Origin of the sequence: Streptomyces sp. CB03238 (genome assembly GCF_002099185.1) — a bacterium.
Lineage (GTDB): Bacteria > Actinomycetota > Actinomycetes > Streptomycetales > Streptomycetaceae > Streptomyces.
Window position 1 is genome coordinate 25893 of record NZ_NBCN01000024.1, and the last position, 22633, is coordinate 48525.

Below are 22633 nucleotides of genomic sequence, written 5' to 3' on the forward strand. Positions count from 1 at the left end.
GATCACCCGCGCTACGGCTCCGGTCCCACCCGGGATCACCCGCGCCACGGCTCCGGTCCCACCCGGGATCACCGGCGCCACCGCCCCGGTCCCACCCGGGATCACCCGCGCTACGGCTCCGGTCCCACCCGGGATCACCGGCGCCACGGCCGCGGGACCGACCGGGATCACCGGCGCCACGGCCGCGGGACCGACCGGGGCACGCCGCGCGCGGTATGGCCCGCCGCGGACCGCTCGCCGCCCGCTCCCGACGGCCGGCCCGGGCGCACCGCCCCGGACCGCCCACGCGGTCCGACTCCACCGCGCCACCCGCGCAAGCCGCGCAACCGCCACGGTGCCACCCCGGATCACCCGCGCAACCGCCACGGTGCCATCCGGGGTCGGCCGCGCGGAGCCGCGCCGGGGCGGTGCGCGCACCCCGGGCGGGGCGGGAAGCCCGGAGCGCGCGGTCCAGCCGGTCCATGGCCGCCGCCCGCCCGGTCATCGGGTACTCCTCAGGTCGTAGCCGTCCAGGCAGGCCTGGGCCAGGGCTTCGCACGCCGGGGCGTCGCCCTCCCAGGCCTGCTGCATGAGGTAGACGTGCGGGGCGCCGTGGTAGAAGCGTTCGTACTGTTCGTGGCGGCCCGCGAACTCCGACCCCAGCGCGTCCCACGCCAGCTTCAGCAGCTTCACGCGGTCCTCGGCCGGGGTGCCGGGCGAGCGGATGTATTTGCGGACCAGCGGGCCCAGCTCCGGGTGCAGCAGGTCCTCGCCGGACGCGGGCAGTTGGATGACGCCGCCGCCCGCGAGGAGCTTGATCTCCTGGACGGCCTGCGGGTACAGCTCGCCCGCCATGATGCGCTGCGCGAGCGAGATGTCCTTGCCCGGCGCGACACCGCCACGCCCGCCGTCGACCTCCTCGTACGACGCCTCCGCCGCCAGCACGAACGCCTTGGCCTGCGCGACACGGCCGAGGAGCCGGCCGATCGCCTGGGTGACCGGCGGCAGTTGGTAGGTGTTGTTGGCCTTGGTGAGCAGGATCGCGACACCGGTGAGGAACTCCAGCTTCGTCCAGAAGCGGGTCGCGGCCTGGTGCACGAAGTTCAGGTACGCGGGGGTCCGCCACCACATGCCGAACGACACGTCCACGTTCCGGTAGGCCAGCACCCGCTCCCACGGCACGAACACGTCGTCGCACACCAGCAGCGCGTCGTTCTCGTCGAAGCGCGAGGAGAGCGGGTTGTCGAAGACGCTGCGCGCCTGCGCCTCGTACGACGTACGGGAGATGAACTTCAGGCCCGGGGTGTCGATCGGGACCGAGAAGCACACCGCGTGCTCGACGTCCTGCGGGGCGAGCGGCTCGATCGTGCCGACGATCACCTCGTTGCCGAAGACCGCCGCGGTGCCGATCATCTTGGCGCCGCGCACCACGATCCCGCCGTCCTTCTCGGCGACCACCCGCACCACCAGGTCGTCCTCCTCCTGCTCGGAGGCGGACCTGGTCCGGTCGATCTGCGGGTTGGTGATGGTGAAGGTCGGGTACAGGTCGCCCTCGGCGAGCCGCCGGTGGTACGCGAGGGCGGCGGCCGAACCGTCGTAGCCTTCCGTCCGGAACAGCGACGGCAGCGCCGCGAAGCCCGCCGCGCCGCCTGCCATGTAGTCGGGCGTGCGGCCCAGGAAGCCGAAGCTCGCCTCCGCCCACACCTTGTACGCCTCGCGGCGCGCGACGAGGTCCTCGTACGAACGCGGGATCGCGTACGCGCGGTGGACGCCGCCCTGGGTGAGGACCGGGGTGTGCTCGGAGTCGTGCGCCAGGTCGTACAGGCGGGCGATCGAGGCGGCGGTGTTGCGGAACGCCGGGTGCGAGGTCACGTCCTCGACCCGCTCCCCGTCGAGCCAAATCTCCCGGCCGTCGCGCAGCGACGCCAGATACTCGTGACCGGACCTCGTCACCTTTTCTCCTCTTGCGGATGCCATTGCCGCAGCAGAGCCTGTCCGTTGGTCCACACCTTCGGCAATGAACGTCCGTCCAATGGTCCTTAAGAACCGGCCAGTCAGCTTCCGGAAACCATTACGCGGCACTTGCCGCACCCGCCCGGTACTCACCCGGAGTGACACCGAACCATTTGCGGAACGCAAGGTGGAAACCGACCGCGCTCTGGTAGCCGACCCGTTGCGGCACCGCCGACTGCGGCAGGGACGTCTCTCCGAGCAGCCGCGCCGCCTCCTGCATGCGCCGCCCGGTCAGGTGCCGCGCCGGGGCCTCGCCGACCAGCGCGCGGAACGCGGCCGTGAACGCGGAGCGGGACATGCCGACCTCGCGGGCCAGCGACTCGATGGTCCACGGCTCGGCGAACCGGGTCGCGATCATCACCAGGGCGCGGCTGACGCCCGGGTGGCGCAGCACCGGCAGGGAGGCCGGGTTCTCGGCGAACTCCCGCAGCAGCGGGCGCAGCGCGAGCACCAGGGCCATCTCGAAGGCCCGCAGCGTGATCAGCCGGTCGCCGGGGCCGACGGGCCGGTCCGGGGCCGCGAGCAGCCGCAGGGTGTCGCGCAGCAGCGGTTCGCGGTCGACCTGGGTGCCGTCCAGGACCAGCGCCCAGGGCAGCGCCTTGTAGAGACCTGTGGCGGCGCTGGCGTCGTAGTGCAGCCCGGCGCACAGCAGCCGGCTCTCCGGCCCGGTGCCGCCGATGCGGATCTCGCCGGAGGTGCCGGGCTGCCGCTCGGGCAGGACCGCCTTGAGCGGCACGCCCTGCCGGTCGGGCCGGTCGGAGAGCCGGTGCGCGGTCCCGGTGGGGAAGACCGCCAGGTCACCGGCTCGCAGTTCATGGGCCGGCTGGCCCTCGGCGGTGATCCAGCAGCCGCCCTCGACGATGTAGTGGAGGATGGCGCAGCCCTGCTCGGCGTCGCCCTCGATCGCCCAGGGGGCGCGGACGTGCCAGCGGCTGTCGAAGACGCCGGTGAGCCGCAGCGGTTGCAGCAGCTCACTGAGGAGGTCGTCGTTCCGGGCGTCGTTGTTACCGGTTTCGGTGCGCACGGTGTCCATGGACGATCCTTCAACCCCCGCCCCGAATTGTTAATTGATCGGCCAAAGCCGCCGCCGCCAGCCTGTGAGGAGCCGTCATGGCAGCAGTCACACCCTATCGAAGGGCCAATCAGGCATATGTCGGAGCAGACGTCGGAGCCAATGTCCGAGCAGAATCAGATGCGCGTGGCGGTCGTCGGCGCGACCGGTTTCCAGGGCGGCGCGGTCGCCCGCCTGCTGACCGAGCGTGACCACCGGGTGCGTACGCTCTCCCGGCGCCCCGAGGGCGACCGGCCGCCGCTGCCCGGCGTCTCGTGCGCCACCGGCGACCTGGGCGACGCCGAGGCCGTGCGTCAGCTGTTCACCGGGGCGACGCACGCCGCGGTGGTGATGCCGCTGGTGTACGAGGCCAAGCAGGTGCGCGCCTACGCCCGCAACATCGCGGAGGCGGCCGTGGAGGCCGGTGTGCGGCGGCTGGTCTACAACGCCAACACCCGCGTCCCGCGCACGTCCACCGACGTGACGGCGTTCGAGACGCGCCGGATCGCCGAGGAGGTGCTGCGGGAGAGCGGCGTACCGCTGGTGGTGCTGCGCCCGCCGGTCTACCTGGACAACCTCTTCAGCCCGTGGAACGGCCCGGATCTGGTCAATGAGGGCGTCCTCGCCTATCCGCTGCCGGCCGATGTGCCCACCGCGTGGCTGTCGCACCGGGACCTGGCGGAGGCGGTGTACGCGGCGCTCACCGTGGACGGTGCGGAGGGGCGGACGTACGACATCGGCGGCGTGCGTGCCCTGACGGGGGATGAGCTGGCGGAGGCGTTCGGCCGGGGGCTGGGGCGCGTGGTGCGCTACCGGGCGCTGGCGCCGCACATCTTCGAGCAGGGCCTGGCGCAGGCGATCGGCCCGGCCGCGGCGGCCGGGGTGGCGGGCATCTACCACTACATGGCGTCGGGTCGGGAGCCGCTGCTGATGGCGGGCGACGACGGCGTGTCGGCCTCGGCGTTGACGCTGGCGCCCGCGCCGGTCGACGAGTGGGTGTCGCGTCAGCCGTGGCAGATCTGGGCGAACGACCCGGAGGAGCAGGACGCCCAGTCGCTCACCTGAACGCCACTGGACACACCCGAGCGCGAACCGGTCCCGTTTTTCCACTCGAACGGGGCCGGTTCTCGTCGTGTCCGGCTACGCCTGAGTAGTTAACAACGCGCCGGATTGCCCACCCGAAGGGTGTGGGTAGGGCTCCTCCGGTACCCGCCCACCCGAGTGAACCCGGACAGGAGCGGTGATGCCTGCGCCCTGCCACTCGCCAACGGAGCAAGTACAAAGAGCGATACCCCGTACGCAACCCTCAGGTGATGCCGTGAACTCGCTGATTGGTCGCATTCCCGTTCTCGATGTACGCCCGCTCGTCGACTGCGGCAGAAGGCCCGCCAAGGCGGTGGTCGGCGAAACCTTCCAGATTACGGCCACGGTGTTCCGTGAAGGTCACGACGCCGTGGCCGCCAATGTCGTGCTGACGGACCCGGCCGGACACCCGGGCCCGTTCACCCCGATGCGGGAACTGGCGCCCGGCACCGACCGCTGGGGCGCCGAGGTCACTCCAACGGCCGAAGGGCGGTGGACGTACTTCGTCGAGGCGTGGAGCGACCCGATCGCCACCTGGCGGCACACCGCCGGCATCAAGATCCCGGCCGGTATCGACACCGGCCTGGTCCTCGCCGAGGGCGCCGCCCTGCACGAGCGGGCCGCCGACGGCGTACCGAAGGGCGAGGGCCGCGAGGCCGTGCTCGCCGTGGTGGACGCCCTGCGCGACCAGCGGCGCTCCCCCGAGGACCGGCTCGCCGCCGCGCTCGGCACGGAGGCGGTCGAGGCACTGGCGGCGCACCCGTTGCGCGAACTGGTCACCGCGTCACGGCCGTTGCCGCTGCTGGTGGAGCGCGAGCGGGCGCTGTTCGGGTCCTGGTACGAGATGTTCCCCCGCTCCGAGGGGGCCCGCGTCGAGAACGGCCGGCTGGTCTCGGGGACCTTCCGTACCGCAGCAGAGCGGCTTCCGGCCATCGCCGCGATGGGCTTCGATGTCGTATACCTGCCGCCCATCCACCCCATCGGCACCACCCACCGCAAGGGACCCAACAACTCCCTCACGGCCGGCCCCGACGACGTCGGCGTGCCGTGGGCGATCGGCTCCCCCGAAGGCGGCCACGACGCGATCCACCCGGACCTGGGCACCATCGAGGACTTCGACGCCTTCGTCGAACGTGCGCGCGAACTGCGCCTGGAGGTCGCCCTGGACTTCGCCCTCCAGTGCTCCCCGGACCACCCGTGGGTGAAGAAGCGCCCGGCCTGGTTCCACCACCGGGCCGACGGGAGCATCGCGTACGCCGAGAACCCGCCGAAGAAGTACCAGGACATCTACCCGATCGCGTTTGACAAGGACATGCGGGGCATCGTCCGCGAGACGCTGCGCGTGCTGCGCCACTGGATGGCCCACGGCGTACGCATCTTCCGCGTCGACAACCCGCACACCAAGCCGGTCGTCTTCTGGGAGAAGGTCATCGGCGCCATCAACAAGACCGACCCGGACGTGATCTTCCTGGCCGAGGCGTTCACCCGTCCCGCGATGATGCACACCCTCGGCGCGATCGGCTTCCAGCAGTCGTACACGTACTTCACCTGGCGCAACACCAAGCAGGAGCTGACCGAGTACCTCACCGAGCTGTCCGGCGACGCCGCCGCCTGCATGCGGCCCAACTTCTTCGTCAACACCCCGGACATCCTGCACGCCTACCTCCAGCACGGCGGACGCCCCGCCTTCGAGGCGCGCGCCGTCCTCGCCGCGACGATGTCCCCGACGTGGGGCGTGTACGCCGGTTACGAGCTGTGCGAGAACACGCCCGTACGGGAGGGCAGCGAGGAGTACCTGGACTCGGAGAAGTACCAACTCCGCCCGCGGGACTGGGAGTCGGCCGAACGTGAGGGCCGCACCATCGCGCCGCTGATCACCACCCTCAACCGGATCAGGCGCCGCAACGCCGCGCTGCGGCAGCTGCGCTCGGTGCGCTTCCACCACGCCGACAACGACGCCGTCATCGCGTACAGCAAGCGAGCGGGCTCGAACATTGTTCTGACGGTCGTCAACCTCGATCCGCGCCACACCCACGAGGCGACGGTGTCGTTGGACATGCCGGAGCTCGGCCTCGACTGGCACGAGACCGTGCCGGTGCGCGATGAGCTCACCGGCGAGACCTATCACTGGGGCAGGGCCAACTATGTGCGCCTCGAGCCGGGTGTCACGCCCGCGCACATCCTCGTCCTGCGACCGTCCCCGCCGATCGGAGGGTCACCCACATCATGATCGTCAACGAGCCCGTCCACGACACCTTCGAGGACACGCCGGCCAAGGACCGTGACCCCGACTGGTTCAAACGAGCCGTCTTCTACGAGGTTCTGGTCCGCTCCTTCCAGGACAGCAACGGCGACGGCGTCGGCGACCTCAAGGGCATCACCGCCAAGCTGGACTACCTGCAGTGGCTCGGGGTCGACTGCCTCTGGCTCCCGCCGTTCTTCAAGTCCCCCCTGCGGGACGGCGGTTACGACGTGTCGGACTACACCTCCGTACTGCCCGAATTCGGCGACCTGGCCGACTTCGTCGAGTTCGTCGATGCCGCCCACCAGCGCGGCATGCGAGTGATCATCGACTTCGTGATGAACCACACCAGCGACCAGCACCCGTGGTTCCAGGAATCCCGCAGCGACCCCGACGGCCCCTACGGCGACTACTACGTCTGGGCCGACGACGACAAGCAGTTCCAGGACGCGCGGATCATCTTCGTCGACACCGAGACGTCCAACTGGACCTTCGACCCGATCCGCAAGCAGTACTACTGGCACCGGTTCTTCTCCCACCAGCCGGACCTCAACTACGAGAACCCGGCCGTGCAGCAGGAGATCCTCTCCGCCCTGCGGTTCTGGCTGGACCTGGGCATCGACGGGTTCCGCCTCGACGCCGTGCCGTACCTCTACCAGGAGGAAGGCACCAACTGCGAGAACCTCCCCGCCACCCACTCCTTCCTCAAGCGGGTACGCAAGGAGATCGACGCCGCCTACCCCGACACCGTGCTCCTCGCCGAGGCCAACCAGTGGCCGGAGGACGTCGTCGACTACTTCGGCGACTTCCCGGCCGGCGGCGACGAGTGCCACATGGCGTTCCACTTCCCCGTCATGCCGCGCATCTTCATGGCGGTGCGCCGCGAGTCCCGCTACCCCGTCTCCGAAATCCTGGCCAAGACCCCGGCGATCCCGGCGAACTGCCAGTGGGGCATCTTCCTGCGCAACCACGACGAGCTGACGCTGGAGATGGTCACCGACGAAGAGCGTGACTACATGTACGCGGAGTACGCCAAGGACCCGCGGATGCGCGCCAACATCGGCATCCGGCGGCGGCTCGCGCCCCTGCTCGACAACGACCGCAACCAGATCGAGCTGTTCACCGCCCTTCTGCTGTCCCTGCCCGGATCGCCGATCCTGTACTACGGCGACGAGATCGGCATGGGCGACAACATCTGGCTCGGCGACCGGGACGCCGTACGCACCCCCATGCAGTGGACGCCCGACCGCAACGCGGGCTTCTCGTCCTGCGACCCCGGCCGGCTCTACCTGCCGACCATCATGGACCCGGTCTACGGCTACCAGGTCACCAACGTCGAGGCGTCGATGGCGTCGCCGTCGTCGCTGCTCCACTGGACGCGGCGGATGATCGAGATCCGCAAGCAGAACCTCGCCTTCGGCCTCGGCTCGTACACCGAACTGCCGTCGTCGAACCCGGCGGTCCTGGCGTTCCTGCGGGAGTACGGGGACGACCTGGTGATGTGCGTGCACAACTTCTCCCGCTTCCCGCAGCCCACGGAGCTGGACCTGCGGCGCTTCAACGAGATGCACCCGGTGGAGCTGATCGGCGGGGTCCGCTTCCCCGCGATCGGCGAATGGCCGTATCTGCTCACCCTCGCGGGTCACGGCTTCTACTGGTTCCGCCTCCGCAAGGACGCGGCGAAGCCCGCCAAGGGCAAGACGGTTACGGAGGCGACGGTGGCCACGTCCATCCCCGCCGGTGGGGCCCCGTCGCGGCTGGCGGCGCCGGGCGCGACCGGCGCGACCGGCGCGGCGGCCGTAGCCGCGCCGGACACGGTGCCCGCCGGGGCGTCGGCTGACGGGGCGTCGACGGGCACGGCACCCGGCCGGGCCGACGGCGCGACCGCCGTGACGGCGGCGGAGGCAGCGGCCGCCCCGGCTACGGACGCGGCGGCCCAGGCGCCGGGGGCTGGGCCGGACACGGGTGACCGGGCGGCGCCCGGGGCGGGCGGGTCGGCCGTGACCGGCGTCAAGGCGCCGGCCGGGGTATCCGGCGCGTACGCCCGTACGACGGCGGCCGACGGGTCGTCGGCGCCCCGGGCGGGCACGACGGCAGGCGCCGGCGGCCCCGTGGCCACGAGCGGCACGGCGGTGACCCCGGCCGCCGCCGCACTGCCGGCCGGAGCGCCCGGAGTACCCGGCGGGTCCAGCGAGGCTGACGCGTCCAGCACGTCCGCGCGCGCGGCTGTTTCTGACCGTACGTCACCGCGTTTGGCGCCCGCGCCGGCCCGGGACGGCGGGGCACCGGCACCGTCGGGCTCCCCGGGCGCCGCGCTCGGTACGGCGCCGGGCCGGTCGGCACATGCGGCCGGCAAGGACGACGCGGCGGGGGCCGCCCGCACGGCGGCCCGGGCGGCCGGGAAGGGGTGAGTGACATCGGGGCGGGGCGTTTCCGGCGCCCCGCCCTGGGCACTCTCCCCCTCATACGTCGATTCGGGTCTATCTCGACCATCCCCGCCCGACACGTCCCGCACAGCCGGACAGCACTCGCCGCATTCCGGGACACTCTGCACGTTCTGTGCATTTCGTAGTGCCCGGGGAAAGGACGCGCTGCCATGTCGGAGACCGCATCCACCGCCCGGGCCCCGGTCGCCCTGCTCCCCTCCCTGGTACCCCTGCTCCACGAATGGCTGCCGCGCCAGCGCTGGTTCGCCGGGAAGGGGCGGCCCGTCACGGGGTTCGCCCTCGTCTCGGCCACCGAACTGCTCCCGCTCGACACCACCGCCCCCGGCCTGCTCCACCTGCTCGTGCGGGTCCAGCAGCCGGGCCTCACCACCACCGCCGCCCAGGCCGACTGCTACCAGCTGCTGCTGGGCGTACGGAACAACCTGCCGCCCCAGCTCGCCTCCGCGCTGATCGGCCACGTCCCGGACGGGCCGCTCGCCGGGCGCACGATCTACGAGGGGCTCAGCGACCCCCGGCTCGCGGCGCTGCTGCTGGAACGATTGCGCACTCCCGGCCCCATGGGTCCGCTGCGGTTCTCCCGGACCGTCGCCATCCCGGAGGGGCTGGCCCCCCGCGCCCTGGACACCGAACAGTCCAACTCCTCCCTCGTGTACGGCGATTCGTACATCCTGAAGGTCTTCCGCCGGGTCTACCCGGGCGCCAACCCGGACCTTGAGCTGCCGCTCGCGCTCGCCCGCGCCGGCTGCACCCGCGTCCCCGCGCCCGTCGCCTGGTACGAGACCGGCAACGGCCGCCCCGAGGCCAGCACCCTGGGCGTCCTCCAACCCTATCTGCGCGGCTCCGAGGACGGCTGGCAGCTCGCCCTGGACGCACTCGGCGCCGGGCGGGACTTCACCGCCGAGGCGCGGGCGCTCGGCCGGGCCACCGCCGAGGTGCACACCGCGCTCGCGGACGCCCTGCCGACGGTCGCGCTCGGCCGCCCGCAGACCGAGAACCTGGTCCACGCGATGAGCCGCCGCCTGGACGCCGCCGCACAGGCGGTGCCCGCCCTGATGCCGTACGTCCCCGGGCTGCGCGCCGCGTTCGAGGCGGTCGGCGACCAGCCGTCGGGCAGCCGGCTGTGGCGGGCCCAGCGGGTCCACGGCGACCTGCACCTCGGCCAGACCCTGCGTACCCAAGACGGCGACTGGTCGGTGATCGACTTCGAGGGTGAGCCCGCGAAGCCGCTCGCCGAGCGCCGCCGCCCCCAGCCCCCGGTGCGCGACGTGGCCGGCATGCTCCGCTCCTTCGACTACGCGGCCCGCTCCTACCGCCCCTGGAACCCGGACTGGGCCGAGCGGTGCCGCGACGCGTACTGCACCGGGTACGCCGAGGCCTCGGGCACCGACCCGCGCGCCGAGCCCGCGCTGCTGCGCGCGTACGAGACGGACAAGGCCGTGTACGAGGTCGTGTACGAGGCCCGGCACCGCCCCGACTGGCTCCCGGTCCCGATGGCGGCCATCCGCCGCCTGGCCGCGCAGACCACCACCCCGTGAGTGAACGCCCTTGAGGAGGCCCTCCCCCGTGACCCCCCGTCGTCCCACCCGCAACCCCGCCGCGCCCCCGAAGAAGGCCCCGGCCACCAAGCAGACACCCGTCGGGGACGCCACCTCCCTGCCCACGCCGCCGCCCGGCGCGACGCCCAGGCCCCGCACGGGCGGCGCCACCACCGTCGGCGCCCCGCCGCTCGACCCCGCCGACCGGGGGCGGCTGCTCGCCGGCGAGCACCACGACCCGCACGCCCTGCTGGGCGCCCACCCGGTCGACGGCGGCATCGCGATCCGTGCCCTGCGCCCCTGCGCGCGGAGCGTTGCCGTGCTCGTCGACGGGGCGCGCACCGAGCTGCACGACGACGGCGACGGACTGTTCTCGACCGTACTGCCGCTGCCGGAGGTCCCGGCGTACACGCTCCAGGTCGCGTACGACTCCGGCGTCATCGAGGTGGACGACCCGTACCGCTTCCTGCCGTCCCTGGGCGAGCTGGACCTGCACCTGATCGGCGAGGGCCGGCACGAGGAGCTGTGGAAGGCGCTCGGCGCCCACCCCATGACCCACCAGGGCGCCACCGGCACCCGCTTCACGGTGTGGGCGCCCAACGCGCGTGGGGTGCGGCTCGTCGGCGAGTTCAACTACTGGGACGCCGGCACGGGCCTGCCGCTGCGCTCGCTGGGCCGCACCGGGGTGTGGGAACTGTTCGTGCCGGGCCTCGGCGAGGGGGCGCTGTACAAGTTCGCCGTCACCGGGCCCGACGGACACTGCTCGCTGCGCGCCGACCCGATGGCCCGCCGCACCCAGTGCCCGCCGGACACATCGTCCATCGTCACCGCCTCCCACTACGAGTGGCAGGACGCCGACTGGCTGGCCCACCGCGGCGACCGCCCTGTCCACGAGGCCCCCTTCTCCGTGTACGAGGTGCACCTGCCCTCCTGGCGGCCCGGCCTGACCTACCGGGAGCTGGCCGAGCAGCTGCCCGCGTACGTCAAGGACCTCGGCTTCACGCACATCGAGCTGATGCCGGTCGCCGAGCATCCCTACAGCCCGTCCTGGGGCTACCAGGTCACCGGTTTCTACGCGCCCACGGCCCGCCTCGGCACCCCCGACGACTTCAAGTACTTCGTCGACGCCTGCCACCGCGCCGGCATCGGCGTCCTCGTCGACTGGGTGCCCGCCCACTTCCCCAAGGACGACTGGGCGCTGGCCCGCTTCGACGGCACCCCGCTGTACGAGCACCCCGACCCACGGCGCGCCGAGCACCCCGACTGGGGCACCCTCGAGTTCGACTACGGCCGCACGGAGGTGCGTAACTTCCTCGTCGCCAACGCCGTCTACTGGTGCGAGGAGTTCCACATCGACGGCCTCCGCGTCGACGCCGTCGCCTCCATGCTGTACCTGGACTACTCGCGCGAGGGCGGCGACTGGGCACCCAACGAGTACGGCGGGCGGGAGAACTTCGACGCGGTCGCCTTCCTCCAGGAGATGAACGCCACCGTCTACCGCCGCTGCCCGGGTGTCGTCACCATCGCGGAGGAGTCCACCGCCTGGGAGGGCGTCACCCGCCCCACGGACAGCGGCGGCCTCGGCTTCGGCCTGAAGTGGAACATGGGCTGGATGCACGACTCGCTGGTGTACGTCTCCAAGGAGCCCGTGCACCGCAAGTACCACCACAACGAGATGACGTTCTCGATGGTGTACGCGTACAGCGAGAACTACGTCCTGCCGATCTCGCACGACGAGGTGGTGCACGGCAAGCAGGCCCTGGTGACCAAGATGCCGGGCGACTGGTGGCAGCGGCGCGCCAACCAGCGCGCGTACCTGGGCTTCATGTGGGCGCACCCCGGCAAGCAACTGCTGTTCATGGGGCAGGAGTTCGCCCAGGGGGCGGAGTGGTCGGAGGCGCACGGCCCGGAGTGGTGGCTGACGGAGGACGACTACCACTCGGCGGGCGACCACCGCGGCATGCGGGACCTGGTCCGCGACCTCAACGCGGTGTACGCGGCGACCCCCGCCCTGTGGGAGCGGGACACCGTCCCCGAGGGCTTCCAGTGGTCGCTGGGTGACGCCGCCGAGGACAACGTGTTCGCCTTCCTGCGGTACGACGCCCAAGGGGCGCCGCTGCTGTCGGTGAGCAACTTCTCGCCGGTGGTGCGGCACGACTACCGGCTGTGGGTGCCGGACCGCATCTCGGCGTGGGCGGAGGTGCTGAACACCGACGCGGCCGGGTACGGCGGCAGCGACGTACGCAACGCGGATCCGGTGAAGCCGGAGGCCGGGCACGTGCAGCTGACGCTGCCGCCGCTGGCGACGGTGTGGCTGAAGCCTGCCTGACGACCGGTACGAAATTGGGGTGCGGGAAGGCCGGCGGGCGAGTGACCATGACCGCCATGACCGACCTTCCCGCACAGACCCTGCTGGTGTTCGACCGTGACGACTGGGTGTACGTCGTGCCCTCCTTCGAAGCCGCGACTCTGGAGTTCGAAGCGGTGGACGTGGCGGACGGGGCGTACGAGGCGTTCACGGTCGACGGCGAGCGGGTCGCCCTCACCGCGCCCGGGGGCTGGCGGGGCCCGGTCGTCGTCGAGGCGACCGGGCAGCGGGACATGGCCGCACTGCGGGAGCGCATCCGGCGCAGCTCGGGCTCGCCCGCGCCCACCCCCGAAGAGCTGGCCCACTGTCACCTCAACCGCTGACGCGTACTACCCCCAGCCGCTGGGTGGCCCGGGTCAGCGCCACGTACAGGTCGTTGACGCCGTGCGGCCCGCCGGAGCGGATGCCGTCCGGGTCGGCGACGATCACCGTGTCGAACTCCAGGCCCTTCGCCTGCCTCGGCTCCAGCAGGACGACCGGCCGGGTGAGGTCGGGGTCCGGCCCGTGCGCGGCACCGGTCAGCGCGGCGGCCAGCGCCGGGTGGTGCGCGGCCGGGGCGACGACGGCGAGCCGCCCCTCGGCGGGCCGTTCCCGGCGTACCGCCTCGGCGACCTCGCCCGCCAGGTCGCCCGTGGTCTTCTCCCAGGGCGGCACGCCCGTGGAACGCACCGAGCGCGGCGGCTCGAAGGCCGGGTCCTCCGCCCGCCGCACCGCTGCCGCGACCTCCATGATCTCGGCGGGCGTGCGGTAGTTGACGCCGAGGCGTACGTGCGCGAAGCGGTCGCCGACGTACGGGCCGAGGATGTCCTGCCAGGAGCCGCAGCCCGCCGCGTCGCCGGTCTGGGCCGGGTCGCCGACGAGCGTCATCGAACGGGTCGGGATGCGGCGCATCAGCAGCCGCCACGCCATCGCGGACAGCTCCTGCGCCTCGTCGACGATGACGTGGCCGAACGCCCACGTCCGGTCGGCGGCGGCGCGCTCGGCGGCGCTGCGGTGGTCGGCCTCCTCGTGGCGCTCGGCGAACCGCTCGGCGTCGATGATGTCGTGGGCGCCCAGCACCTCCGACTCCTCGTCCTCGAACTCGTACGTCCGCGACGCGAAACTGACGTCCAGCACGCCCTGCGCGTAGGCGATCCGGGCGCTGCGCTCGCGCTCGGCGGCGGCGCGGGCGGCGGTGTCGTCCTCGCCGAGCAGTTCGGCGGCCTCGTCGAGCAGCGGTACGTCGGCCTCCGTCCACGGCCCTTCGTCGCGGCGTACGAACTCCGCCTCCCCGTCCGGCAGGTAGCCCTCCGGGTCGGCGAGGAAGCCGGCGACGAGGCGCTGCGGGGTGAGCGTGGGCCACAGCTCCTCGATCGCGGCGTGGACCTGCGGGCTCGCGGCGATCTCCTTGCGCATCTGGGTGATGTCGGACGGATCGAGGAGGTTCGGCCCTCCGAACGGGTCGGCGCCGAGCCGTTCGGCGAGCTGGTCGGTGAGCGCGTCGATGATCCGGAACGCGAACCGCGGGCGGGCGAGGTTGTGCGGCAGGCCGGTGCCCCGGGCGTCCCAGCGGGCGTCCTCCGCCATGTTCCGGTCCAGCAGGAGGGTGCCGTAGTCGTCGTGGCCGATTTCGAGGGGCGCGTCGGTGGGTGGCACGGTCTGCCGGTCGCGGAGGACCTGGGCGAGCACGTCGGCCATGCCCGCGCGGCCCTTGATCTCGGCCGCCTCGGGGGTGTCGGTGCCGGTGGCGCGGACGCCGGGGAACAGCTCGCCCATGGTGGCCAGCAGCACGCCCGTCTCGCCCAGCGCGGGCAGGACTTCGCCGATGTAGCCGAGGAACGCGGGGTTGGGCCCGACGATGAGCACCGCCCGGCGGGCGAGCTGCTCGCGGTAGGCGTAGAGCAGGTACGCGGCGCGGTGCAGCGCGACGGCGGTCTTGCCGGTGCCGGGCCCGCCCTCGACGACCAGGACGCCGTGGTGCGGGGCGCGGATGATGCGGTCCTGCTCGGCCTGGATGGTCTGCACGATGTCGTGCATACGGCCCGTGCGGGCGGCGTCGAGCGCGGCGAGCAGGACCTCGTCGGCGTCGGGGCTCTCGTGCCCGGTGCGGGTGGTGTCGGTCAGGTCCAGGATCTCGTCGTGCAGGGCGGTGACCTCGCGCCCCTCGGTGCTGATGTGGCGCCGGCGCCTGAGCCCCATGGGCTCGTACCCGGTGGCGAGGTAGAACGGCCGGGCGACCTCGGCGCGCCAGTCGACGACGAGCGGGGTGTGTTCCTCGTCGTCCTCGCGGATTCCGATGCGCCCGATGTGGTGGTCCCGCCCGTCCTGGAATTCCAGCCGCCCGAAACACAGCCCGTTCTCCCCGGCGTCGAACGCGGCCAGCAGCCCGGACTGCTCGGCGACCAGCACATCACGCTCCAGCCGCGCCTGGAACCCGGTGCCTACGTCCTTGAGGGCGGCCTGGACGGCGGTTTCGGCCTGGTCCCGCAGGTGGTCGAGTCGCGCGTAGAGCTCATTGATGAATTGCTGCTCTTTCCGATATTCCTCGGTTGACAATCCGACTCCTGACGCGATACAGTGCGTTTATTGAACTTCCGTGTGCTTTTGCGTTCCCGCACACGAACCATCAAATATACGCGACGAAACGCTCCGGCCGTCAATTCGACCGGGGCATTTTTGTCTGCGTGTATGCGTGTATGCGTTCATACGCGCCATAGGCCTCGTCCCCCGTCAGCAGAGCGTCAGGGCACCGACCACCGGCGCAAACAGGCCCACCAGCAGGCCCACGGCCCCCGCGGCCTCGGCCGCGCCGAGCCGGGGCCACCACGACCGGGGCACACCGCAGTAAGCCCGCCATGGCGGCGGCGAGGAGGGTGACGACAACGTAGGCGGTGGACATCAGGGGTTGCTCCCGTCGGATCGTGAGTGGGTCGGTCATCGCTCCGACACCCGGCGGCCATGAGATGTGGCAGCGGCCCCGCCGCGGACCACCGCCGACAGATACGCCGACTCCACCCGTACGGCCGGCCCCGGCTCCCGGTTCCACTCGGCGAAGACCGCCGCCACGTCGTCGTGCAGGGCCTCCCACGCGCCGCTCGCCTCCAGCCGCCGCTCCACCTGCACATGGCCCGCGGCCCGTACCCAGAAGGCCGCCGCCTCCACGGGCGAGGCGAAGTCCAGACGTACGTGCTCCACGGTCGCCGTCACCTCGGCCGGGCCGGCCGCCGCGAACTGCTCGTACACGAAGGCCTCGTCGCCCCAGCGGGTCGGAGGCCGCACGCCCGGCGGGGGCGGCGGAAGGTACCGGCCCACGGCCCGGTTCGCCGCGGACATGAAGCCGTCGGGCGTCCAGGCCGCCGACACCACCAGGCCTCCCGGCCCGCAGCACCGCACCATGGAGGCCGCGGCCAGGCGGGCGTCGGGCGCGTGGTTCGCGTTCCGGGGGCGCGCGGAGGACCCTGTGTGGCTGGTCCTCGCCCCCGGGGGACGTCAGCGTGTGCCGCCGCCACCCCGGACACGACACCGACCTGTGGGTGACCGCCGATCTCGCCGAACTGCACCGAGTGGTGGCCGGGACCACGACGCTCGCCGCCGCCGGCCGGGCGGGCCTGGTCCGGCTCGACGGGGAACCCGGTCTCGTGGCCGGGTTCCCCGGCTGGTTCGCGTGGCGCGTCCCGGCGGATCAGGGGTGAGCGGGCGGCAGTACGTCGTCCAGCTCCTGGAGCAGGCGACGCTTGGGGCGGGCGCCGACCATCGACCTCACTGGTTCGCCGGCGCGGAACACCATCAGCGTGGGCGTCGACAGCACCGCGTACCGGGCCGTGGTCTGCGGGTTCCTGTCGACGTCGAGCCGGACCACCTTCAGCCGGTCCGCCTCCTCGGCGGCGACCGCGCGCAGCACCGGCCCGAGTTGGCGGCAGGGGCCGCACCAGTCGGCGGTGAACTTGACCAGGACCGGGCGGTCGGCGGACAGGACCTCCATGGCGAAGTCCGCGTCCGTCACCTCCGCCACTCCGTCGGCGTGGATCATTCCGTCGTCCTCTCGAATTCGCAGCGGGGTTCGGGTGTCTCCGTCGCCAGCGCGAGCCGGGCGGCGACCTCTGCGCGTACCGACTGGAGCTGGTCGATCAGGCCGTCCAGCTCGGCGAGCTTGCGCCGGTACACGTCCAGCGAGGCCGGGCAGGAGTCCCCGGCCGGGTGCCCGGCACGCAGGCACTCCACGAACGGGCGGGTCTCCTCCAGCTCGAACCCGAAGTCCTGAAGGGTCCGGATCTGCTGGAGCAGCCGCAGGTCGTCCTCGTCGTACGTGCGGTAACCGTTCTCCGCACGCCGTGCCCGCAGCAGGCCCCGGGACTCGTAGTAGCGCAGCGTCCTCGTGGACGTACCCGCGCGCTTCGCCAGCTCGCCGATTCGCATGCCGCCGACGGTAGAGGTTGACGTGGACGTCAGGGCAAGGACGGGCGCGCCCGGCGGGATGGGACACCCAGCGCCCGGACGCCCAGGGCGGGGAGGGCGTGGAGGCGTCCCGTACGGGCGCCAACCGGCCCGGCCCACGCCCCGGGGGCGGGCCGTGCGGTATCGGTCACCGTTCCGGGCCGCCCTCCCTCCCGAGAGTCGCGGGCTCCAGCACCCTGTCAAGGGCGCTTCGCGTCGGCTTCGCCGATGGGCTTCGCCCACCCTTGACAGGCCGCCTCCACCCGCGCGTTTTCTCTCGGAGGGCGGCCCCGGGGAGCAGGCATCCGGAGGGCCCACCGCTGTGCGGGGGTTCGTTGCCGAGGCGGCCCGGCCGGGGCAGGCGCGACAGTGGAATGGGGCGGTGGCCTCTTGGCTAAGCGGCTGCGGCCCGTCTTCCGGCTGAGGTACGGGACCTCGCTTCGGTGGGTGGTGGGTGCGCGGGAGTGGTGTGGGGCATCCGGGCTCGGCCCGCGACTGCGGGCGGGTGGTGGGTCGGGGTTCAGGCAGGTGGCTGGCGTGGGGCGGGGGTTGGGCCAGGGCGAAGCCCCGCCCGGGCGGGACACGGCGGGGGCGTCGGGCGTCTGGACGGTGAAGTTCCCGGCGCGGCCCGCCTCCGGCTCGGGCCCTGGGGCCACGGCCTCCTGGCCACTCGGGCGCGGCCGGGTCGGTCCGGCCCCCGACACTGGCCGGCGGGCACGCCCCCCCTGCTCCCCTGCGCGGGGCGCTCGAAGTCCGGAAGGGGCGGCCCCTCCGCTCACACCCGTGTCGGAGCACCCGGGTTGTGTGCGTAATGGGACACCCAGAGCCGGACGTCCACGGCGGGAAGGTGTCCTACACCGCACACAACTCCCTGGCCCTGGTGCCGGTGTGACGGTAGGGGCTGGTGAGGCGCCCTGGTGAGCCAGGTGAGGCCAGGGGGACTCTCGCGCCCCGCACGCCGCGCCCGCGAGACGTCAGGCCCGGCCGTCGTGTCCGGAGTCGGGCGGGATCCGGACACCGGTGCCCCGCAAGGTCGGCCCGGCACCCGGCACCCGGCACAGGCCCGGGGCGCGGCCTTCCCGGGCAGTCCGGGGGCCCCGGACACGTCATCTGACCCACAGGGCGGGCCCCTCCGGCCCCTCCAGTCCCAGCCGTATCGCCCTGCCGGAGTTGTGGGCGGGATCGGACACCCACAGCCCGCACACCACGGCGGGAAGGTGTCCCACACCGCACACAACGACCCGATCCCGGTGCTGGCGTGACCAAGGCGACGGGTGAGACCTCCCTGCATGGCAGGCGCGGCCGGTGAGGTGCCCGGGAGCAACCACGGGCAGCAGAGGATTGGACCGGGCCCGTGAGCCAACAGGCCGGGCAACCGGGCGCCCCTCCGCCAGGGCGACACCCAGGCCCAGCCCGGCACCCACCCCAGCCACCCGCCTGAACCCCGACCCACCACCCGCCCGCAGTCGCCGGACCGAGCCCGGAAGCCCCACACCACTCCCGCGCACCCACCACCCACCGAAGCGAGGTCCTGCACCGCAACCGAAAGACGGCCGCCCGCCGCCCAAGCCAAGCAGCACCGCCCCACACCACTGCCGCGCCCCCGGCGGCACCCGCCTCCCGGCCATGAACGGCACGGGCAAAGGGCGCCCCTCCCGGACCCGTTCCCCCGGGCCGCCCTCCGAGTGGGAAAAGGCGGGCGGAGGCGGCCGGTCAAGGGTGGAGCGCAGCGACATCGCGAAGCGACGCGACCGAAGGGAGCGCCCTTGAGGGGGCGCCGGAGCCCGCCACACTCGGAGCGAGGGCGGCCCACACGCCCACCATGACCAGCACGCCCACCCCCAGGGCGTAAGTGGCCCCGCACGGGGAGGGCGGCCCACACGCCCACCAACACCCGGAACGCCCGGCCCGTGACGTGCGGCCCCCCGGCAGCACGTCAACGGGCCGGGTCGTCAGCGGGCGGCTCGCCTCGGCAGGAGTACCGCCACCAGTACCGTGCCCGCCGCCAGGATCGCCGCGCCGACGAGGCTGGTGTGGGCGACCGCGTCGGAGAAGGCGGAGCCGACCGCGTCGGTCATCCGGCGGGCGGCCTCGCCGAGTTGGGCGCCCTGCTGCGGGGTGGTGGCGTGGGCCGCCCGGTCGGCGATGCCGTGAGCGACGGCGTACCCGGCGCCCACCGAGTCCTGGGCGGTGGACAGCGCCGAGGCGGGCAGTCCGGTGCCCCGCGCCGCGTCGGCGAGGTTCGAGGAGTACGAGGACGCCAGGACCGAGCCGAGCAGGGCGATGCCGAGCGAGCCGCCGAGTTCCAGGGACGTGTCGTTGACGGCGCCGCCGACGCCCAGTTCCGATTCGGGGAACGCGCCCATGATCGCGTCGGTGCACGGGGAGAGCGCCAGGCCGATCGCGACGCCCAGGATGACGAGCGGGGCGACGAGGTCTCCGTACCCGGAAGCCGCGTCCACCCGCGTCAGCAGGGCGAGGGCGACCGTACCGAAGGCCATGCCCGCCGTGACCGTGACCTTCATGCCGAGGCGTGGCGTGAGGAACCCGGTCAGCGCCGAGCCGACGAAGACCGCGCCGGCCAGCGGCAGCATGCGCACGCCCGTGTCGAGCGGGTCGTACCCGAGCACGAACTGCAGGTGCTGGGTCAGGTAGTAGAAGGCGCCGAAGACGGCGAGGAAGAAGAGGGCGACGGCGAGGTTGGAGCCGGCGAAGCCGCGGTTCAGGAAGCGGCGGACGTCCAGGACCGGGCGCGGGTGGCGCAGCTCCCAGGCGACGAAGGCGACGAGCCCGACGCCCGCGACGACCGCCGCCCCGACCGCCTTGGCGTCCCAGCCGAAGTGCGGGCCCTGGATGATCATGTAGACGAGGGCGCCGATCCACACCACCGACAGCAGCCCGCCGACGTAGTCGATGCGGCCGTGCCGGGCGGCCTTCGACGGCGGTACGAGGGTGAAGGCGCCGATGATCGCGAGCGCGGCGACCGGGACGTTGATCAGGAAGGTGGACGCCCAGCCGTGGTTCTCCAGCAGGGCGCCGGCGACGAGCGGCCCGGCGGCGATGGCGATGCCGGCGGTGGCGGTCCACAGCACGATCGCCTTGGCGCGCTCGGCGCGCGGGAAGGTCGCGGCGAGCAGGGACAGCGTGGCGGGCATGATCATCGCCGCGCCGACGCCCATGACCGCGCGGGCGGCTATGACTCCGGCCCCGGAGTCGACGAGCGAGCCCGCCACCGAGCCGGCGCCGAAGACGACGAGTCCGAGGACGAGGGCGCCGCGCCGGCTGTACTTGTCGCCGATCGCGCCGAGCAGCAGCATCAGCGCCGCGTACGGGACGGTGTAGCCGTCGATGACCCACTGGAGGTCGGAGCTGGTGAGGCCGAGGTCCTGGGTCATGTCGGGGGCGGCGACCGTGAGCGCGGTGTTCGCCATCACGATGATCAGCAGGCTCAGGCAGAGCACGAGCAGTGCCCACCAGCGCCGTGAGTAGGGCCCCTCCATCCTCTCGACCGGCTCGTTCATGACGAGGCGCATGCCCAGTTCACCCTTCCGTACGGTCTACGATCTTGCACAGCACTGTGCAATTACACACTGCTGTGCAATTTACGGGACTGCACAGGCATGTGCAAAATGAACCCGTGACCTCAGGACGAGCCGACGCGAACCGGCGCCGTATCGAGCAGGTGGCCCTCACCGAGCTGCTGCGCGACCCGGACGCCTCCATGGACCAGATCGCCCGCGCGGCGGGCGTCGTGCGCCGGACCGTGTACGGGCACTTCCCCAGCCGTGAGGCGCTGATCGCCGCACTCGTGGACATCGCGGTCGAGTCGGTGGCACAGGCGCACGCCGGCGGGCGCGCGGGCGTGGACGATCCGGCCGAGGCGCTGGCGAGGGCCACGCTCGCGGTGTGGGAGATCGCCGACCGTTACCGGCTGCTGGTGGCCCTCGCCCAGCGCAGCGTCACGATGGAGGGCATCCGGGAGCGGCTCACGCCGGTGCGCGAGGCGTGCGCGGCGGTGCTCCAACGGGGTCTGGACAAGGGCGTGTTCGCCTCCCCGCTGCCCGCCGCCGCCCTCGCGTACGTACACGAGCAGGTGCTGTTCGGGCTGATGGAGGCGGTGAACGCGGGCGCTCTCGCGGCGGACCGGGCCGGGCGGTCCGCCGCGGTGACGATGCTCATCTCGGCCGGGGTCCCGGCCGGGCGGGCGGCGGAGCTGGTGGAATCCCTGGAACCGTAGGCTCAGCGGTCCAGACCCGGCAGCGCCGCCTCCGCCACCTTCCCCGCCCGCTCGCGCTGCGGGAAGTCGCCGACCTTCACGCGGGCGACCTCCTTGGCCGTGCGGTAGTCGACGACCGAGACCTCGTCGCGGTGGGAGAGCGTGACGAAGCAGTGGTGGCCGCCGGGGGCGGTGAGGGACCAGTAGGGCAGGGCGCCGGGCTCGTAGTGGACGAAGCCGTCGGTGGTCAGGGCGGGGCGGGAGACGACGGCCGTGTAGTCGTCGATGGTTCCGGCCACGCAGAGCTTGTCGCCCGCGCCGTTCATGGCCATGCCGTGGTGGGCGGAGTTCTGCGGGTAGTCGTCCGGCTTGAGCGCCGCGCCCGCCGCGCTGAACGGCATCTCGATCGTTCGCACCGTGCGCCCGGCCACCAGGTCGTACTCGATGAAGCCGTTGAGGTAGGAGAGCTGGGCGTACATCGTCTTCTCGTCCGGGGTGATCACGGCCGGGCGGACGCCCTTGTCGAAGGTGTACTTCCGTAGCACCTTCAGGGTCTTCGCGTCGGCGACCGTCACCTGCTTGGTGCCCTTGAGGAGGTTGAGGGCCTTGGGGAGGGACGTGATGCCGATGGACATGTTGTAGATGCGGTTGCCGTCCGCCGAGTACATGTTCTCGTGCGGGTACGTGCCGGTCGGGAACTCCCCCGTGATGCGGCCGGTCGCGGTGTCCAGGGTCTGGGACTTCGCCGCCGTGATGGCGGAGACGACGAAGGTGGAGCCGTCCGGGGAGAGAGCGGCGTGGTCGGCCTTGAGGCCGTCGAGGTGCGTACGCCACAACTGGCGGCCGGAGGCGATGTCGTACGCGGCGGCGTCGCCGAGGTTGCCGCGCGAGACGTACAGGGTGCGGCCGTCGGGTGAGAGATGGGCGTCGTCGACGAACTTGTCGCCGCCTGCCTGCTGTTTGACGACCTCGTAGGCGGCGCGGCGGATCGGGTCCATGCCGGCGAGGATCTCGTCGAGGTCGGGGATGACGTCGAGGGAGCCGAGGTTCTCGTACGTACGGGAATCGAGGAAGCTGACCGTGCCGTCGGCGCTGTTGCCCACGACGACGACATCGCGCAGGGGGGACCGGGGCTCCTCGGCGGAGGAGGCGGTGACCGAACCGAGGGCCAGGGTGAGGGTCAGGGCGAGCAGTGCGGGAAGACGTGCCATGGGATGCCCCTTCATGCACATGCCAGGACAGGGGTCCCTACGATGACACGCTCCCGTTACCGCCGGTAAGACCGG

Annotated in this window: 15 protein-coding genes and 2 pseudogenes; 8 read left to right on the plus strand and 9 right to left on the minus strand. The window is 72.4% G+C overall.

Translation table 11 applies throughout. The annotated features are described in order from the left end of the window. Positions 1 to 480: 480 nt before the first annotated feature. Entirely contained in the window at positions 481 to 1932 is a 1452-nt protein-coding gene (locus BKD26_RS31860; RefSeq protein ID WP_084905478.1) for a 4-hydroxyphenylacetate 3-hydroxylase N-terminal domain-containing protein, read from the minus strand. Positions 1933 to 2050: 118 nt separating this feature from the next. Further along, positions 2051 to 3025, minus strand: coding sequence for an AraC family transcriptional regulator (locus BKD26_RS31865; protein ID WP_084905480.1), 975 nt, complete (start codon positions 3023 to 3025; stop codon positions 2051 to 2053). Positions 3026 to 3166: 141 nt separating this feature from the next. Here BKD26_RS31865 and BKD26_RS31870 point away from each other — a divergent pair, with 141 nt between their 5' ends. The 6 genes and pseudogenes from BKD26_RS31870 to BKD26_RS31895 all read left to right on the plus strand — a co-directional run bounded on the left by BKD26_RS31870 (position 3167) and on the right by BKD26_RS31895 (position 13041). Next, the gene (locus BKD26_RS31870) at positions 3167 to 4108 is read left to right on the plus strand and encodes an NmrA family NAD(P)-binding protein (protein ID WP_179166781.1); all 942 of its coding nucleotides are present in this window, start codon (positions 3167 to 3169) and stop codon (positions 4106 to 4108) included. 262 nt (positions 4109 to 4370) lie between these two features. Continuing rightward, positions 4371 to 6356, plus strand: coding sequence for an alpha-1,4-glucan--maltose-1-phosphate maltosyltransferase (locus BKD26_RS31875; protein WP_206603747.1), 1986 nt, complete (start codon positions 4371 to 4373; stop codon positions 6354 to 6356). Next, a pseudogene (gene treS / locus BKD26_RS31880) lies at positions 6353 to 8050 on the plus strand (maltose alpha-D-glucosyltransferase); the annotation flags it as partial. The gene BKD26_RS31875 and the pseudogene treS, both read left to right, overlap by 4 nt. Before the next feature lie 914 nt (positions 8051 to 8964). Beyond that, positions 8965 to 10350, plus strand: a complete 1386-nt coding sequence (locus BKD26_RS31885; RefSeq protein ID WP_084905484.1) for a phosphotransferase — start codon at positions 8965 to 8967, stop codon at positions 10348 to 10350. Positions 10351 to 10378: 28 nt separating this feature from the next. Beyond that, positions 10379 to 12679, plus strand: a complete 2301-nt coding sequence (gene glgB / locus BKD26_RS31890) for a 1,4-alpha-glucan branching enzyme (protein ID WP_241518952.1) — start codon at positions 10379 to 10381, stop codon at positions 12677 to 12679. 56 nt (positions 12680 to 12735) lie between these two features. Then, positions 12736 to 13041, plus strand: a complete 306-nt coding sequence (locus BKD26_RS31895; RefSeq protein WP_143662740.1) for a hypothetical protein — start codon at positions 12736 to 12738, stop codon at positions 13039 to 13041. On the opposite strand, the gene BKD26_RS31900 is transcribed toward BKD26_RS31895, so the two are convergent. From BKD26_RS31900 to BKD26_RS31905, 3 genes and pseudogenes are all read right to left on the minus strand, one after another. Next, positions 13031 to 15253 (minus strand): ATP-binding domain-containing protein, encoded by a 2223-nt coding sequence (locus BKD26_RS31900; protein WP_084905490.1) that lies wholly within the window; start codon positions 15251 to 15253, stop codon positions 13031 to 13033. The two genes, BKD26_RS31895 and BKD26_RS31900, sit on opposite strands and share 11 nt — an antisense overlap. Positions 15254 to 15445: 192 nt before the next feature. Continuing rightward, positions 15446 to 15596: pseudogene (locus BKD26_RS41720) on the minus strand (DoxX family protein); the annotation flags it as partial. Positions 15597 to 15631: 35 nt separating this feature from the next. Further along, complete coding sequence (locus BKD26_RS31905) at positions 15632 to 16063, minus strand: hypothetical protein (RefSeq protein ID WP_084905492.1); 432 nt, start codon at positions 16061 to 16063, stop codon at positions 15632 to 15634. Between the two features lie 128 nt (positions 16064 to 16191). Between BKD26_RS31905 and BKD26_RS31910 the strand changes: the two genes are divergently transcribed. After that, entirely contained in the window at positions 16192 to 16389 is a 198-nt protein-coding gene (locus tag BKD26_RS31910) for a hypothetical protein (RefSeq protein ID WP_084905494.1), read from the plus strand. Here BKD26_RS31910 and trxA read toward each other — a convergent pair. From trxA to BKD26_RS31930, 3 genes are all read right to left on the minus strand, one after another. Next, positions 16380 to 16727: a thioredoxin gene (gene trxA / locus BKD26_RS31915; RefSeq protein WP_084905496.1), complete on the minus strand. Its 348-nt coding sequence runs from the start codon at positions 16725 to 16727 to the stop codon at positions 16380 to 16382. The two genes, BKD26_RS31910 and trxA, sit on opposite strands and share 10 nt — an antisense overlap. Beyond that, positions 16724 to 17113 (minus strand): MerR family transcriptional regulator, encoded by a 390-nt coding sequence (locus BKD26_RS31920; protein ID WP_084905498.1) that lies wholly within the window; start codon positions 17111 to 17113, stop codon positions 16724 to 16726. The genes trxA and BKD26_RS31920 overlap by 4 nt, the downstream gene beginning before the upstream one ends. Positions 17114 to 19083: 1970 nt before the next feature. Continuing rightward, entirely contained in the window at positions 19084 to 20664 is a 1581-nt protein-coding gene (locus BKD26_RS31930; RefSeq protein ID WP_084905502.1) for an MFS transporter, read from the minus strand. A 104-nt stretch (positions 20665 to 20768) separates the two neighbouring features. Here BKD26_RS31930 and BKD26_RS31935 point away from each other — a divergent pair, with 104 nt between their 5' ends. Further along, complete coding sequence (locus BKD26_RS31935; protein WP_107418065.1) at positions 20769 to 21368, plus strand: TetR/AcrR family transcriptional regulator; 600 nt, start codon at positions 20769 to 20771, stop codon at positions 21366 to 21368. Between the two features lie 2 nt (positions 21369 to 21370). Here BKD26_RS31935 and BKD26_RS31940 read toward each other — a convergent pair whose 3' ends face one another. Continuing rightward, complete coding sequence (locus tag BKD26_RS31940; RefSeq protein ID WP_084905504.1) at positions 21371 to 22558, minus strand: hypothetical protein; 1188 nt, start codon at positions 22556 to 22558, stop codon at positions 21371 to 21373. Positions 22559 to 22633: the final 75 nt, after the last annotated feature.